Annotated in this window: 11 protein-coding genes and 1 pseudogene; 7 read left to right on the top strand and 5 right to left on the bottom strand. The window is 73.9% G+C overall.

Annotated features, from left to right (window positions below; genetic code table 11):
- Positions 1-192: 192 nt before the first annotated feature.
- Positions 193-921: a YwiC-like family protein gene (locus ACFVXK_RS30455; protein ID WP_389617809.1), complete on the bottom strand. Its 729-nt coding sequence runs from the start codon at positions 919-921 to the stop codon at positions 193-195.
- A gap of 230 nt (positions 922-1,151) precedes the next feature.
- On the opposite strand from ACFVXK_RS30455, the gene ACFVXK_RS30450 reads away from it, so the two are divergent.
- The 7 genes from ACFVXK_RS30450 to ACFVXK_RS30420 all read left to right on the top strand — a co-directional run bounded on the left by ACFVXK_RS30450 (position 1,152) and on the right by ACFVXK_RS30420 (position 12,441).
- Positions 1,152-4,814: a nitrate reductase subunit alpha gene (locus ACFVXK_RS30450; protein ID WP_389617807.1), complete on the top strand. Its 3,663-nt coding sequence runs from the start codon at positions 1,152-1,154 to the stop codon at positions 4,812-4,814.
- A 1-nt stretch (position 4,815) separates the two neighbouring features.
- Complete coding sequence (gene narH / locus ACFVXK_RS30445; RefSeq protein ID WP_389617804.1) at positions 4,816-6,342, top strand: nitrate reductase subunit beta; 1,527 nt, start codon at positions 4,816-4,818, stop codon at positions 6,340-6,342.
- Positions 6,339-6,998 carry a nitrate reductase molybdenum cofactor assembly chaperone gene (gene narJ / locus ACFVXK_RS30440; RefSeq protein ID WP_389617801.1) on the top strand — a complete coding sequence of 220 codons (660 nt, stop codon included), beginning with the start codon at positions 6,339-6,341 and terminating at the stop codon, positions 6,996-6,998. Before narH ends, narJ begins: the two co-directional genes overlap by 4 nt.
- The gene (gene narI, locus ACFVXK_RS30435; protein WP_389617798.1) at positions 6,998-7,723 is read left to right on the top strand and encodes a respiratory nitrate reductase subunit gamma; all 726 of its coding nucleotides are present in this window, start codon (positions 6,998-7,000) and stop codon (positions 7,721-7,723) included. Before narJ ends, narI begins: the two co-directional genes overlap by 1 nt.
- Positions 7,720-8,925 (top strand): TIGR04053 family radical SAM/SPASM domain-containing protein, encoded by a 1,206-nt coding sequence (locus ACFVXK_RS30430; RefSeq protein WP_389617795.1) that lies wholly within the window; start codon positions 7,720-7,722, stop codon positions 8,923-8,925. Before narI ends, ACFVXK_RS30430 begins: the two co-directional genes overlap by 4 nt.
- Positions 8,922-10,481: a protoporphyrinogen oxidase gene (gene hemG, locus ACFVXK_RS30425; RefSeq protein WP_389617792.1), complete on the top strand. Its 1,560-nt coding sequence runs from the start codon at positions 8,922-8,924 to the stop codon at positions 10,479-10,481. Before ACFVXK_RS30430 ends, hemG begins: the two co-directional genes overlap by 4 nt.
- A 349-nt stretch (positions 10,482-10,830) precedes the next feature.
- Positions 10,831-12,441 (top strand): alpha/beta hydrolase, encoded by a 1,611-nt coding sequence (locus ACFVXK_RS30420; protein ID WP_389617789.1) that lies wholly within the window; start codon positions 10,831-10,833, stop codon positions 12,439-12,441.
- A gap of 8 nt (positions 12,442-12,449) precedes the next feature.
- On the opposite strand, the gene moeZ is transcribed toward ACFVXK_RS30420, so the two are convergent.
- The 4 genes and pseudogenes from moeZ to ACFVXK_RS30400 form a co-directional block, all read right to left on the bottom strand.
- Positions 12,450-13,628 carry an adenylyltransferase/sulfurtransferase MoeZ gene (moeZ, locus tag ACFVXK_RS30415; protein ID WP_045950911.1) on the bottom strand — a complete coding sequence of 393 codons (1,179 nt, stop codon included), beginning with the start codon at positions 13,626-13,628 and terminating at the stop codon, positions 12,450-12,452.
- A gap of 63 nt (positions 13,629-13,691) precedes the next feature.
- A complete protein-coding gene (locus ACFVXK_RS30410; protein WP_389617786.1) occupies positions 13,692-14,447 on the bottom strand; it encodes a spherulation-specific family 4 protein in 756 nt (251 codons plus the stop codon).
- Positions 14,435-15,451 (bottom strand): NAD-dependent epimerase/dehydratase, encoded by a 1,017-nt coding sequence (locus ACFVXK_RS30405; protein ID WP_389617783.1) that lies wholly within the window; start codon positions 15,449-15,451, stop codon positions 14,435-14,437. The genes ACFVXK_RS30410 and ACFVXK_RS30405 overlap by 13 nt, the downstream gene beginning before the upstream one ends.
- 80 nt (positions 15,452-15,531) lie before the next feature.
- A pseudogene (locus tag ACFVXK_RS30400) lies at positions 15,532-15,889 on the bottom strand (hypothetical protein); the annotation flags it as partial.

The following is a 15,889-nucleotide window of genomic DNA, read 5'->3' as shown; positions in this document are numbered from 1 at the left end:
GCCCCGGACCCCGGTGCGCTCAATCGCCGCGCGGGCTGGAATTTCGCTGCGCGAAATCCAGCCCCGCCGGCGTTTGAGGCGCGGGGGTCTGGGGGCGGAGCCCCCAGGGGTCCGGGGCTTGCCCCGGGGAACGGGCGGAGGGCTGGTAGGGGACCTCCGCCCCGCGCAGCGGCCCCCGCAGGCCCGCGCGGGTCAGAAGGTCAGCAGGAGGGTCGTCAGCAGGGCGGTCGACAGGGTCAGTTCCAGTGCGCCGACCTTCGGCGGTCGCAGACCCCGGCCCGGGAGGAGTGCCGCTCGGGTCAGGCAGGCCGCGAAGAGCGGGGTCAGCCAGCACGACAGGGCGGTCGCCGCCGCCAGCGCCACCGCGTGGTACGCCACCGAGGACCGCCGGTACGGCAGGGACCCCCGCTCCCGGATCATCGTCTTCACGTACGGCACCGTCCCCGCGAAGTACAGCAGGCAGGCCGCCCCCGCCCGCCAGGCCCCGCCGGGGCCGAGGCCGCCCAGGCGGGCCGCCACCAGCAGCATCCCGCAGGCCGGGACCACCGCCGCCAGGCCGTTGGCCAGGGCCCGCTCCCGCCCCCGCCACGCGTACCGGGTGTTGACCGCCACGAACGGCAGCGCCGCCGCGGCCGCGAGGAGGAGCCACGGGTGGAGGACGGCCAGGGGCACCGCGAACGCCCCCGCCGCAGCCCCGCACACCACCGCCGGGACCCCGTGCCGCCGCGCCGAGCGCAGCCCGCGCGCGTGCAGCCGCAGCCACTGCTGCGCGTGGAAGGCGGCCGCGTACCCGAGGAGCCAGGCCGCGAACAGGGCCGCGTGCCCCCATCCCGGGTGCGGGGAGAGGAACGTCCCCGCCAGGAAGGGGACCGCCAGCATCGCCCACGCCCCGTGCTGGTCGGGTATCCAGCGGTAGGTCATTTCCGTTCCGTTCGCCAAAGTGGAATTCCGGCGCGTAATTCATCCGCGCCGGCACGCAGTTGGGGTCGTCCCAGCTTCGCACCCACTCGGCCCCCGAAATACCGGGAAGAGGTCACGGGACTTGGGGACCTTTGTCACCGGATTCGGCATTCCGGCGGGCGTAGCGTCGCATACGGGCCGGAAATCGACCCTCCCCTCCCCACCCCCCCGTTTCCGCCCTGGAGGTCGTCTTGGACGCGCGTCAGGAGAGTCCCTTCCGTTCCCTCGCCGTCGAGGGTGCCCGGCGCGCCGGTGGTTTCTTCACCGGCGCCGAGGTCTCCGAGGACCTGCGCACCGTCCACCGCACCGGCGGCCGCGCCGCCGAGGCCTTCTACCGGGACCGGTGGAGCCACGACAAGGTCGTGTACTCGACGCACGGCGTGAACTGCACCGGTTCCTGCCGCTGGAAGGTCTTCGTCAAGGACGGGATCATCACCTGGGAGACCCAGGCCACCGACTACCCCTCCGTGGGCCCGGACCGCCCCGAGTACGAGCCCCGCGGCTGCCCGCGCGGTGCCTCGTTCTCCTGGTACTCGTACTCGCCGACCCGCGTGCGCTACCCGTACGTGCGCGGGACGCTGCTGGAGATGTACCGGGAGGCGAAGGCCCGGCTGGGCGACCCGGTGCTGGCCTGGGCCGACGTCCAGGCCGACCCGGAGCGCCGGCGCCGCTACCAGAAGGCCCGCGGCAAGGGCGGGCTGGTGCGGGCCACCTGGGAGGAGGCCACCGAGCTGGTCGCCGCCGCGCACGTGCACACCATCAAGGAGCACGGCCCGGACCGGGTCGCCGGCTTCTCCCCCATCCCCGCGATGTCGATGGCCTCGCACGCCGCCGGAGCCCGTTTCCACTCCCTCATCGGCGCGCCGATGCTCAGCTTCTACGACTGGTACGCCGACCTGCCCGTGGCCTCCCCGCAGGTGTTCGGGGACCAGACCGACGTGCCGGAGTCCGGTGACTGGTGGGACGCGGCGTACCTGATGATGTGGGGCTCGAACGTCCCCGTGACCCGTACCCCGGACGCGCACTGGATGACGGAGGCGCGTTATCGCGGGCAGAAGGTCGTGGCCGTTTCCCCGGATTACGCCGACAACACCAAATTCGCCGACGAATGGATGCACCCCCACCCCGGGACGGACGGCGCACTGGCCCTCGCGATGGGGCACGTCATCCTCAAGGAATTCTTCGTCGAGAAGCAGACCCCCTTCTTCACGGATTACGTCCGCACGTACACCGACCTGCCCTTCCTGGTGTCCCTGCGGGAGACGGAGCAGGGGCTGGTCCCGGGGAAGTTCGTCACCGCCGCCGATCTGGGCACGGACACCGAGAACGCGCAGTGGAAGACCGTCCTCGTCGACGACGTGACCGGTGAGGCGGTCGTGCCGAACGGGACGCTGGGCCACCGCTGGGGCAAGAACGAGAAGCCGGAGTGGAACCTCGACCTCGGCGACACCGTGCCCCGCCTCACCCTCCTCGGGGAGGGGGAGAGCGCCGAGATCGTGCTGCCCCGGTTCGAGGACGACGAGCGCGGCGGCACCGTCCGCCGCGGGGTGCCCGTGCGCCGCCTCGGCGGCCGGCTCGTGACCACCGTCTTCGACCTGATGCTGGCCCAGTACGGGGTCCCCCGCGCGGGCCTGCCCGGCGACTGGCCGTCCGGGTACGAGGACGCCTCCCGGCCCGGCACCCCCGGCTGGCAGGAGTCGCTGACCTCGGTGCCCGCCGCCCAGGCGGTACGCGTGGCGCGGGAGTTCGCGCGGACCGCGGAGCAGTCGCAGGGCCGCTGCATGATCCTGATGGGGGCGGGCACCAACCACTGGTTCCACTCCGAGACCATCTACCGCGCCTTCCTCGCCCTGCTCACCCTCACCGGCTGCCAGGGCCGCAACGGCGGCGGCTGGGGCCACTACGTCGGCCAGGAGAAGTGCCGCCCGGTCACCGGCTGGGCCACCCTCGCCGCCGCCTCCGACTGGTCGCGCCCGCCGCGCCAGATGATCGGCGCCGCCTGGTTCTACCTGCACACCGGCCAGTGGCGCTACGACACCCTGCCCGCCGGGGCGCTGGCCTCCCCGCTCGGCACGGGCGCCTTCGAGGGCATGAGCGGGGCGGACTGCCTGGCCGCGAGCGCCCGGATGGGCTGGATGCCGTCCTACCCGACCTTCGACCGCAACCCCCTCGACCTGGGCGAGGCCGAGGACCCGGTCGGCGAGGCGGTCCGCGCGCTCAAGGACGGCACGCTCGGCTTCGCCGGCGAGGACCCGGACGCCCCGCGCAACTGGCCACGTGTGCTGAACGTGTGGCGGGCCAACCTGCTGGGTTCCAGCTCCAAGGGCAACGAGTACTTCCTCAAGCACCTGCTCGGCACCCACTCCAACCTCCCCGAGGACGCCCCGCGCTGCGCCCCGCGCGACGTCGCGTACCGGGAGGAGGACGTGGAGGGCAAGCTGGACCTGCTGACCACCATGGACTTCCGGATGACGTCCACGACCCTGCTCTCGGACGTGGTCTTCCCGGCGGCCACCTGGTACGAGAAGCACGACCTGTCCTCCACGGACATGCACCCCTTCCTGCACGCCTTCACCCCGGCCGTGGACCCGCCCTGGCAGGCCCGCTCCGACTACGACGCCTTCCGGGGCCTGGCCGAGCGCTTCGGCGAGCTGGCCCGCACCCACCTGGGCGTGCGCCGGGACCTGGTGGCCACCGCCCTCCAGCACGACACCCCGGGCGGCGAGATGGCCCAGCCGGGCGGGGTGGCGCTGGACTGGTCGAAGGGCGAGTGCGAACCCGTGCCCGGCCGGACCATGTACGACCTCAAGGTGGTCGAGCGGGACTACGGGGCGGTGGGCGAGAAGTTCGCCGCGCTGGGCCCGCTCGTGGACACCCTCGGCGTGACGACGAAGGCCGTCACCTTCGACGTCGCGGAGGAGGTCGAGTACCTCCGGGCGAAGAACGGCACCGTCCGCGCGGGCACGGCCGCCGGACGGCCCCGGCTGGAGACCGCCCGGCAGGCCTGCGAGGCGATCCTCTCCCTCTCCGGCACCAGCAACGGGCGCCTGGCCGTCCAGGGCTTCGAGACGCTGGAGAAGAAGGTCGGCACGCACATGGCCCACCTGGCCGCCGAGGCCGAGGGCAAGCGGATCTCCTTCGCCGACACCCAGGCCCGGCCCGTCCCGGTGATCACCTCGCCGGAGTGGTCCGGCTCGGAGTCCGGCGGCCGGCGCTACACCGCCTTCACCGTCAACACCGAGCACCTCAAGCCCTGGCACACCCTCACCGGCCGCCAGCACTTCTTCCTCGACCACGACTGGCTGCACGAGGTCGGCGAGGCCCTCCCCGTCTACAAGCCGCCGCTGGACATGCACCGGCTGTACGGGGAGCCCGAGATCGGCCGGGTGGACGAGAAGACCGTCGCCGTCCGCTACCTCACCCCCCACAACAAGTGGGCCATCCACAGCCAGTACCAGGACAACCTGTACATGATGACCCTGGGGCGCGGCGGCCAGACGGTGTGGATGTCCCCGCAGGACGCCGAGGCGATCGGGGTCGCGGACAACGACTGGATCGAGGCCGTCAACCGCAACGGCGTGGTCACCGCCCGCGCGATCGTCTCCCACAAGATGCCGCCCGGCACGGTCTACATGAACCACGCCCAGGAGCGCACGGTCGGCGTCCCCCGCACGGAGAAGACGGGCCGCCGCGGCGGCATCCACAACTCCCTGACCCGGGTGATGCTCAAGCCCACCCACCTCATCGGCGGCTACGCCCAGCTGACCTGGGCCTTCAACTACCTGGGCCCGACCGGCAACCAGCGCGACGAGGTGACGGTCATCCGGCGCCGCGACCAGAAGGTGGAGTACTGACATGAGGGTCATGGCACAGGTCGCGATGGTCATGAACCTCGACAAGTGCATCGGCTGCCACACCTGTTCGGTCACCTGCAAGCAGGCGTGGACCAACCGGCAGGGCACCGAGTACGTCTGGTTCAACAACGTCGAGACCCTCCCCGGCCAGGGCTACCCCCGCCGCTGGGAGGACCAGGACAAGTGGAAGGGCGGCTGGGAGCGCACCCGCTCGGGCCGGCTGCGGCTGCGGGCCGGCGGCCGGCTCCAGAAGCTCGGCGGGATCTTCGCCAACCCCCACCTGCCGGAGATCGGCGACTACTACCAGCCCTGGACGTACGAGTACAAGAACCTCACCGACGCCCCGGCGGGCGAGGACCTCCCCACCGCCCGCCCCGTCTCCCAGCTCACCGGGGAGCCCCTCGACACCGTCGAATGGGGCCCGAACTGGGACGACAACCTCGGCGGCGCCCCCGAGCACGCCGTGAAGGACCCCGTCGTGGAGAAGATCCGCGAGGAGGTCGGGGAGCGGATCCGCTTCGAGTTCGAGCAGAGCTTCATGTTCTACCTCCCCCGGATCTGCGAGCACTGCCTCAACCCGGCCTGCGTCTCCTCCTGCCCCTCCGGTGCGATGTACAAGCGGGAGGAGGACGGCATCGTCCTCGTCGACCAAGACCGCTGCCGCGGCTGGCGGATGTGCGTCACCGGCTGCCCGTACAAGAAGGTGTACTTCAACCACCGGACCGGCAAGGCCGAGAAGTGCACCTTCTGCTTCCCGCGCGTCGAGGTCGGCATGCCCACCGTCTGCTCGGAGACCTGCGTCGGCCGCATGCGCTACCTCGGCGTGCTGCTCTACGACGCCGACCGGGTCGCCGAGGCCGCCGCCGTCGCCGACGAGCACGACCTCTACCCCGCCCAGCTGGAGTGCTTCCTCGACCCCGCCGACCCGGCGGTGGTCGCCGCGGCCCGGGCCTCCGGGATCACCGACGAGTGGCTGGACGCCGCCCGCCGCTCCCCCGTGTACGACCTCATCGCCACCTACCAGGTCGCCCTCCCCCTCCACCCGGAGTACCGGACGATGCCCATGGTCTGGTACGTGCCCCCGCTCTCCCCCGTCGTCGAGGCGGTCGCCGCCACCGGCAGCGACGGCGAGGACGCCGGCAACCTCTTCGGCGCCATCGACGCCCTGCGCATCCCCGTCGAGTACCTCGCGGAGATCCTCACCGCCGGCGACACCCACGCCGTCGAGGCGGTGCTGCGCCGGATGGCCGCGATGCGCTCCTACATGCGCCGGGGCAACCTCGGCGAGCCGGCGGACGAGTCCGTCGCCGCCGCCGTCGGGCTCACCGGCCGGGAGATGGAGGACATGTTCCGGCTGCTGGCCGTCGCCAAGCAGGAGGACCGGTTCGTGGTCCCGGCCGCCGCCCGCCCCGACGCCGACGCGCTCGCCGCCTCCCACCCGCTCGACGACGGCTGCCCCGTCGCCGGGGCCGAGGCCGGACCGTCCCGCGTGATGCTCAACCTCAGCCCCACGAGGAGGCGTTCATGACCCCCGACGCGCTGGTGCGGCTGGTCGCGGGCTGCGTGCTGCAGTACCCCGGAGACCGCTTCCACGACGAACTCCCCCGGCTGCGCGGCGCCCTGGCCGGAGCCCCCGCCGGACCGGCCGCACTGCTCGGCGCCTTCCTCGACCACACCGAGACGCTCGGCCCGATCGAGCTGTGCGCCGAGTACACCTCCACCTTCGACACCCGCAATCGCCGCTGCCTCTACCTCACCTGGTGGGCGGACGGGGACACCCGGCGGCGCGGACTCTCCCTGGTCCGGCTCAAGCGGATTTACCGGGACTTCGGGCTGGAGTTCACCGGCGAGGAACTGCCCGACTTCCTGCCCGTGGCCCTGGAGTTCGCGGCACTGCGCGAGGAGGCGGGCACCGAGCTGCTCCAGGAGCACCGGGCCGGGCTGGAGCTGCTGCGCCTCGCCCTCACCGAGTGCGGGTCCCCGTACGCGCGGGTGCTGGAGGCGGTCTGCGCCACCCTGCCGGGGCCCTCGCCGCAGACGAGGGCCGAGGCGAAGGCCCTGGCGCGCAGCGGCCCGCCTCAGGAACTGGTGGGCTTCGGCTCCCCCCTCGAACCCCTCGGCCCCGGTGTCGACGTACCCGTCGACCTTCCCTGGCCGGCCCTTCCGGAAAGGCAGACGGCCTGATGGACCTCCTCCTGTGGGGCGTGTTCCCGTACGTCTCCGTCGCCCTGCTGGTCGCCGGCCTCGTCTGGCGCGCCCGCTACGACGCCTTCGGCTGGACCAGCCACTCCTCCCAGCTGTACGAGTCCCGGCTGCTGCGCATCGGCTCGCCCCTCTTCCACTTCGGCATGGCCTTCGTGGTCGCCGGACACGTCGTCGGCCTGCTGATCCCGATGAGCTGGACCGACGCCCTCGGCCTCGACGACCACGCCTACCACCTGATGGCCGTCTCCACGGGCGCCGTCGCCGGTGTGGCGGCCGCCGCCGGGATCGGCATCCTGGTCTGGCGCCGGCTGCGCACGCCCGCCGTCCGCAAGGCGCGGGTGCGCGGCGACCGGCTGATGTACGCGGTCCTGCTCGGCGCGCTGGCCCTCGGCCTGACGGCGACGGTCCTCAACTCCACCGGGCAGACGGACGGCTACAACTACCGCGAGGGCGTCTCGGTCTGGTTCCGCAGCCTGTTCGCCCTCTCCCCCGACCCCCAGCTGATGGCCGCCGCCCCGCTCGCCTTCCGGCTGCACGTCCTCTTCGGGTTCACCCTGTTCGCGCTGATCCCCTACTCCCGGCTGGTGCACATGTTCTCGGCGCCGCTGAAGTACCTCTTCCGCCCGTTCGTGGTCTACCGCCGGCGCGACCCCGGGCTGACGTCCAACCGTCCGGACCGGCGCGGCTGGGAGCGGGTCTCGTGAGGCCCCCCACGCTCGTGCGCCGGCCCCGGCACGCGGTCTCCGAGCGGCCGTTCCTCGTCATCTGGGAGGCCACCCGGGCCTGTCCGCTGGCCTGCCTGCACTGCCGGGCCGAGGCGCAGACCGCCCGGCACCCCGAGGAGCTCGACGGGGCCGGGGCCCGCCGGGTCATGGACCAGGTCGCCGCCTTCGGCAAGCCCGCGCCGCTGTTCGTGATCACCGGCGGGGACCCGTTCCAGCGGGCCGACCTCACCGAGCTCATCGCGTACGGGACGGGGCTGGGCCTGCGCGTGGCGGTCTCCCCCTCCGGCACCCCGACCCTCACCCCGGAGGGCCTGCGCGCGGTCCGCGACGCCGGCGCGGTGGCCGTCTCCCTGTCCCTGGACGGCTCGACGGCCGCCCGGCACGACGCCTTCCGGGGCGTGCCCGGCGTGTTCGAGCGGACCCTGGAGGGCTGGCGGGCCGCCCGCGCGCTCGGCCTCAAGGTGCAGATCAACACCACGGTCAGCCGGGACAGCCTGGAGGACCTGGCCGACATCGCCGCGCTGGTGCGCCGCGAGGGCGCCATGCTCTGGTCGGCCTTCCTCCTGGTCCCCACGGGCCGGGGGCGGCGGCTGGACCCGCTGACCCCGGGAGCGATCGAGGACGTCCTGCACTTCCTCCACGACTGCGGCTCGGTCCTGGCCGTCAAGACCACCGAGGGCCACCACTTCCGCCGGGTCGCGCTCCAGCGCGCCGTCCTCGACGCGCGCGGCGAGCACCCCGCGCTCGGACCGCTGTACGGGCGGCTGCACGCCCGCGCCGCGTCGGCCCGGCTGTTCGAGGGGGAGCGGCGGGCCGTGCGGCGGGCGCCGCTGGACGTCTCGTCGGGGCGCGGGTTCGCGTTCGTCTCCCACACCGGCGAGGTCCACCCCAGCGGCTTCCTCCCGGTCCCGGCGGGCAACGTCAAGAACCGCCCGCTGACGGAGATCTACCGGGGCTCGCCGCTGTTCACCGCCCTGCGGGACACCTCGCTGCTGGGCGGCCGGTGCGGGGCGTGCGAGTTCAAGCCGGTGTGCGGGGGATCGCGGGCCCGGGCGTACGGGGCCGGCGGGGACGTGCTCGGGGAGGACCCGTACTGCGCGTACGAGCCGGGCTCCTTCCCGTACCAGGAGGAACTGCGCCCCCTGCTGGGGGCCGGGAACGGAGCGGAGACGGACCTGTGAGGCCTTCGGTGATCGTGGTCGGCGGCGGGATCAGCGGTCTGGCGGCCGCCTGGGAGCTGCGCGACGAGGCGGACGTGACCGTCCTGGAGAGCGCCGCCCGGGTCGGCGGCAAGCTGCGCACCGGCACCTTCGCCGGGATCGCCGTGGACGAGGGCGCCGAGTCCCTGATGGCGCTGCGCCCCGAGGCGGTCCGGCTGGCGCGGGAGGTGGGGCTGGGCGGGGGGCTGTGCGACCCCGCCGCCTCCCCCACCACCCTGTGGAGCGGCGGCGCGCTGCGCCCGCTGCCCGCCGGGCACGTCATGGGGGTACCCGCCGACCCGGCCGCGCTGGCCGGTACGGGGCTGCTCTCGCCGGAGGGCCTCGCGCGGGCCGCCCGCGAGCCGGAGCTGCCCGCCGAGCCCCTGACCGGGGACTGCTCGGTCGCCGCGTACCTGGCCGCACGCTTCGGCCGGGAGGCGGTGGACCGCCTGGTGGAACCCCTGCTCGGCGGCGTCTACGCGGGCCGCGCCGACCTCCTCTCCCTGCGCGCGACGATGCCCCGCCTCGCGGCGATCGCCGAACGCGGCGAACCCCTCCTCCCGACCCTGGCCCGGATGCGGTCCGCTGGCGCGGGGCGTGGGGCGGGTCCGACGGGCGCAGCCGAGCCGGCGGGCATGGCTGGCACGGCAGGCGCAGCCGGGCCGGCGGGCACGGCAGGCGCAGCCGGGCCGGTGGGCACGGCAGGCACGGCCGGGCCGGCGGGCACGGCAGGCGCAGCCGGCGCCGGGGGATCCCCGGCGCCTGCCGCCCCGGCGCGGAGGCCCGTCGCCGTGCAGGGGGTCGTCGGCGGGACGGGGCGTTTCGCGCAGGCCGTCGCGGTGGCGTCGGGGGCGCGGATCCTCACCGGGACCGTCGCCCGGGCCCTGTCCCCCACCCCGTCCGGGCGCTGGAGCGTACGGGCCGGCACCGGCGACGGGCCCCTGACCCTGACCGCCGACGCGGTGGTCCTGGCCCTCCCGGCGTTCGCCGCCGCCGAACTGCTGCTGCCGCACGCGCCGCTCGCCGGAGAGGAGCTCGCGGCGATCCCGCACGCCTCCACCGCCGTGATCACCCTGGCCTTCTCCCGCGCCCGGGCCCGCGGCCTCCCGGAGGGCAACGGCTTCCTCGTCCCGCCCGTGGACGGGCGCACGCTCAAGGCGGCCTCGTTCCTGTCGAACAAGTGGGCCTGGCTCCGCGACGCCGCCCCGGAACTGTTCGTGCTGCGCGCCTCGGTCGGCCGGATCGGGGAGGAGGCCCTGCTCGGCCTGCCCGACCGGGAGCTGGTCCGCCGGGCCGTCGCCGAACTGCACCGGGCGGCGGGCCCCCTGGGCGAACCGGTCGCGGCCCGGGTCACCCGCTGGGACCGCGGCCTGCCCCAGTACGCCGTCGGCCACCACGACCGCGTCGCCCGCATCCGCGAGGCCGCCGCGAAACTCCCCCGCCTCGGCCTGTGCGGCGCCGCCTACGAGGGCGTCGGCGTGGCCGCCTGCGTCGCCACGGGCCGCACGGCGGCCCGGGAGCTCCTGTCAGAACTCTGAGCCCACCCCCTCCCGTCCGGACCGCCGCCCGCAGCCCGGCAGGCCCGAACCACGCCCACCGGGGCGACAGCCGGGCCGGTCGGCCGCGCTGGGCGGCAGGACCGAACCGCGCCCGCCGGGGCGACGGCCGCACCGGACAGCCGGACCGGACGGGCCGGACCAGGCCCGACACCCGCCGGGGCGACGGCCGCGCCGGGCGGCCGCGCCGGACAGCCGGGCCAGACAGCCGGACCAGCCGCCGCCCCGGACAGCCGGACCGGGCCCGGCGCCCGCCGGGCGGCGCCACCGCAGGGTCACCCGGCTGGACCGTCAGCGGGCGCCGGGCGGGTGCGGCGCACACGATGGGGGTATGCCGACGATCGTCCTGCGGACCGCCACCGCCGCCGCCCTCGCCGCCGCGCTGCTCACCACCAGTGCCTGTTCCGCCGGCAGCGGCGGCACGAAGCAGGCCCCCGCCGGGGCGGCCGCGGACGCCAAGCCCCTCAAGTGGGGGGAGTGCGCGGCCCCCGACGCCGCCGAGGGCGGTGGGCAGGCGCCGCCCGCGGACTGGCAGTGCGCCACCCTCGACGTCCCGCTCGACTACGCCAAGCCCGAGGGCGAGACCATCCCCCTCGCCCTGATCCGGGCGAAGGCCAGGAACCAAAAAGAACGGCTCGGCTCCCTCGTCTTCAACTTCGGCGGCCCGGGCGGCTCCGGCATCACCACCCTGCCCGGCGCCGCCAAGGACTACGCGGCCCTGCGCGCCCGCTACGACCTGGTGAGCTTCGACCCGCGCGGGGTCGGCCGCAGCGCCCCGGTGCTCTGCGAGAACGACAAGCAGCTGGACGCGTACTACGCCCAGGACTCCTCCCCCTCCACCCCCGAGCAGGAGAAGGCCTTCACCGACGGCCTCCGCAAGTACCAGCAGGCCTGCCGGACCAACTCCGGCAAGGTGCTCCCGTACGTCGGCACCGAGAACGCCGCCCGCGACCTCGACCGGATCCGCCAGGCCCTCGGCGACCCGAAGCTGAACTACTTCGGCATCTCCTACGGCACCGAACTCGGCGGGGTCTACGCCCACCTCTTCCCGAAGAACGTCGGCCGGGCCGTCTTCGACGCGGTCGTCGACCCGACCAAGGACTCCGAGCAGGGTGCGCTCGGCCAGGCGAAGGGCTTCCAGCTGGCCCTCGGCAACTGGGCGCAGGACTGCGTGGACCGGGGCGAGCAGTGCCGGCTCCAGGGCACCACCGCCAAGGAGGTCGAGGACAACATCGTCAAGCTGCAGAAGCAGCTCGCGGCCAAGCCCATCCCCGGCATCGGCGACCGGATGCTCACCGAGACGATGGCCACCAACGGCATCGCGCAGGCCCTGTACTCGAAGGAGCTGTGGCCACTGCTGGAGCAGGGCCTGGACGAGGCCGAGGGCGGCCAGGGACAGCTGCTCATGGCCCTGTCGGACGCCCTCAACGGCCGCGACCAGCAGGGCCGTTACAGCAACATCGGCGCCGCCAACACGGCCATCAGCTGCGCGGACTCCAAGGACCGCTACAGCCTGGAGCAGACCAAGGCGAAGCTGCCGGAGTTCCGCAAGGCCTCCCCGGTCTTCGGGGACTTCCTGGGCTGGGCGCTGATGAGCTGCACGGGCTGGCCGGTGGCCGGCGCCTGGCAGACCCCGGACGTCTCCGCCCCCGGCTCGGCCCCGATCCTGGTGGTCGGCAACACCGGTGACCCGGCGACCCCGTACGAGGGGGCGCGGAACATGGTGGACCGGCTCGGCAAGGGCGTGGGCGTGGAGCTGACGTTCAAGGGGCAGGGGCACGGCGCGTACAACAGCGGCGACCCGTGCGTGCAGCGGGCGGTGAACGCCTACCTGCTGGACGGGAAGGTGCCGGGCGCCAACGCCGTGTGCACCCCCGGGACGGCGAACGACGAAGGGGCCGTACCGTCGTCGAACGGTACGACCCCTCCGGGGCAGGTGTAGGCCCGGCCCTAGTAGACCGGCTTCTCGGGCTCGATCTGGTGGACCCAGCCGATCACGCCGCCGCCGACGTGGACGGCGTCCGCGAAGCCCGCGTTCTTCAGGACCGCGAGGACTTCCGCACTGCGGACACCCGTCTTGCAGTGCAAGACGATCCGCTTGTCCTGCGGGAGGTCCTGGAGGGCGGTGCCCATCAGGAACTCGCCCTTGGGGATCAGCTTCGCGCCGGGGATCGAGACGATCTCGTACTCGTTCTTCTCGCGGACGTCGATGATCTCGATGTTCTCGCCCTCGTCGATCCACTCCTTGAGCTGCTTGGGAGTGATCGTCGAGCCGGCGGCGGCCTCCTGGGCCTCCTCCGAGACGACGCCGCAGAAGGCCTCGTAGTCGATGAGCTCGGTGACGGTCGCGTTCGGACCGCAGACCGCGCAGTCGGGGTCCTTGCGGACCTTGACCTGGCGGTACTGCATCTCCAGGGCGTCGTAGATCATCAGGCGGCCGACGAGCGGCTCGCCGACGCCGGTGAGGACCTTGATGGCCTCGGTGACCTGGATGGAGCCGATGGACGCGCAGAGCACGCCGAGGACGCCGCCCTCGGCGCAGCTCGGGACCATGCCCGGCGGCGGGGGCTCCGGGTAGAGGCAGCGGTAGCAGGGGCCGTGCTCGGACCAGAAGACGGAGGCCTGGCCGTCGAAGCGGTAGATGGAGCCCCACACGTACGGCTTGTTCAGCAGCACGCAGGCGTCGTTGACCAGGTAACGCGTGGCGAAGTTGTCCGTGCCGTCGACGATGAGGTCGTACTGGCTGAAGATCTCCATCACGTTCTCGGCCTCGAGCCGCTCTTCGTGAAGGACCACGTTGACGTACGGGTTGATGCCCAGCACGCTGTCGCGGGCGGACTCGGCCTTGGAGCGGCCGATGTCCGACTGGCTGTGGATGATCTGGCGCTGCAGGTTCGACTCGTCGACCTCGTCGAACTCCACGATGCCCAGCGTGCCGACGCCGGCCGCGGCCAGGTACATGAGGGCGGGCGAGCCGAGGCCGCCCGCGCCCACGGCCAGCACCTTGGCGTTCTTCAGGCGCTTCTGGCCGTCCATCCCGACATCCGGGATGATCAGGTGGCGGGAGTACCGACGGACCTCGTCAACGGTGAGCTCAGCAGCTGGCTCGACCAGGGGTGGCAGCGACACGGGGACTCCGTAGATGGGTAAGTCTGAACGGTGGTTCTTCCCGTAACACTGCCACGCCCTTCTTCATTCCGAGACACCCGGTCCGATCCGTGAGACGAATTCGTCCCAGTACGCGGGCATCGACTCCCACGGGTCCCGGTCGGGGGTGGCCCGCCGGTCGGTGAACCAGATGGTTCCGGCCCCCTGCCAGCGGGCGATGCGGACGGCCTCCTCCAGGTGGGTGCGGGGCACCCCGTGGACGAGGTGGCAGAACCGCTCCGGCGGGTGGTCGGCCGTCCACTCCGCCACCTGCGACCAGCGGTAGTCGGTCCAGGCCCCGGAGAAGGTGACCAGCTGGTCGGCCGCCTCCAGGTAGCCCTCGCAGGGGTGCGTGCCGTGTCCGAGCACGATCCGCAGCTCGTGGCCGAGCCCGCGCAGGGCGTCGGTGAGCCGGCGGACCCCGGCGAGGTCGGCCCGGTCCGAGGGGGCGTCGGCCAGGTAGAAGCCGCCGACCCCGTACCAGTCGCGGAAGCGGTGCGCGTCGGAGACCAGCTCCCCGAAGGGGCGGGTGCCGCCCCGCAGGGAGAGGTGGCCCAGGACCGTCCCGCCCACGCCGCGCAGCCGGGCCGCCGCCTCGGTGCAGTGCGGGTCGGGACGGCCGCCGGGACCGTTGGCGACGTTGAGCACGGCCCAGTGCAGCGGGGTGCCGGGGCGGGTCAGCTCGGCCCACTCCACCGGGGCGAGCAGCGGGTGCGCGTAGCCGGGGATGCCCAGGCCGAGCCGGCCGGACTCGGTCGCGGCGGCCGCCGTGGCCCCGGGCGGGGTGGTCAGATACGGCACGCCGCCTCCATCCAGATGTCCGCCAGGGATTCCTCCAGGTTGATCCGGGGCCGCCAGCCGAGCCGGTCCCGGGCGGTGCGGACGTCGGCCTGCTGCCAGGCGCCGCAGCCGTCGGGGTACGGGTACGGCTGCGGGGCCGCCGTGGCGAGCTGTTCGGCGGTGGCCTCGGAGCGGGGCGAACCGATGCCGGCCAGGCCCTGGGGGCGGCCGGGGTGCCCGTGCCGGGGGTCGTTGTGCGGGCCGCCGTGCGGGACGTCGAGCTCGTTGAGGGCGCCCCCGTAGCCGGCGACCCGGGCGAGGACGGCCGCCGCGTCGCGCAGCCGGACCGCGCGGCCGGTGCCGATGTTGACCACGCCCTGGGCGGCGGACAGGGAGGCCGCGTGCACCGCCCGGGCCACGTCCCGCACGTCGACGAAGTCGCGCTGCACGCCGAGCCCGCTGAGCTTGAGCTCCCCGTCCCCGGACTGCATGGCGCGCCGCATGGCCTCGGCGAGCCGGCCGAGCGGGGACCCGGCGGGGGTGCCGGGGCCGACGGGCGAGAACACCCGCAGCACGACGGCGTCCAGCCCGGAGCCGAGCACCAGCTCGGTCGCGGCGAGCTTGCTGACGCCGTACGGTCCGCCGGGTCTCGGGACGGCGTCCTCGGCCGTGGACGATCCGGGCTGGCTGGGCCCGTACTCGGCGGCGCAGCCGAGCTGGACGAGCCGGGCCCCGCAACCGCTGCGGCGCAGGGACTCGCAGATGGTGGCGACGGCGACGGTGTTGTGCCGGGTGAGTTCCCGGGCCCCGCCGCGGGTGGCGCCCGCGCAGTTGACGACGACGCCGGGGTGGACGGCGTCCAGGAACCGGGTGAGGGCGCCGGGACTGCCGGTGGCGAGGTCGAAGCGGACGTCGGCGTCGTCGCCCCGGCCCAGCGCGGTGAGCTGGACGGCGGGGTCGGCGAGCAGCCGGTCCGCGACGTAGCGGCCGAGGTAACCGTTGGCTCCGATCAGCAGCACCCTCATCGCACGGCCCCTCGGTTGGTTGGCTGGCCGGTCATCCTGTTTCTCCTTGGGTGGGTGGGGTCGGTATAGGGGTACGGCGCTCAGGGACGCGCGTGTGCGGAGGCACGGGACAGCGCGTGGAAGGCGTGTACGAGGAGTCCCGCGACGGCCGCGTACACGGCGGCCGGGACGGGGACCAGGGCGAGCGCCAGGGCCGCGGCCACCGGTGCCCGCCGGGCACCGTGGCCGAGGAGGAGCCGGACCAGGAACAGCAGCACCGCGAGCGGTACGGCCGTCGCCGGTGCGGCTCCGGCGAGCGCGGCAGCCCCCGTGGCGGCCGCGGTGAACAGCAGGAGCGCTCCGGCCAGCAGGGGCCTGGCCCCGGCGGCGAACTCGTCCAGGGCCCGGCTCCCGGCGAGCCGGCACCGGGCCCGGGCGGAGTAGAGGGCGGAGGTGAGG

The organism is Streptomyces sp. NPDC058157, assembly GCF_042884105.1.
Taxonomy (GTDB): Bacteria; Actinomycetota; Actinomycetes; order Streptomycetales; family Streptomycetaceae; genus Streptomyces.
This window is presented reverse-complemented; position numbering and strand designations above follow the sequence as displayed.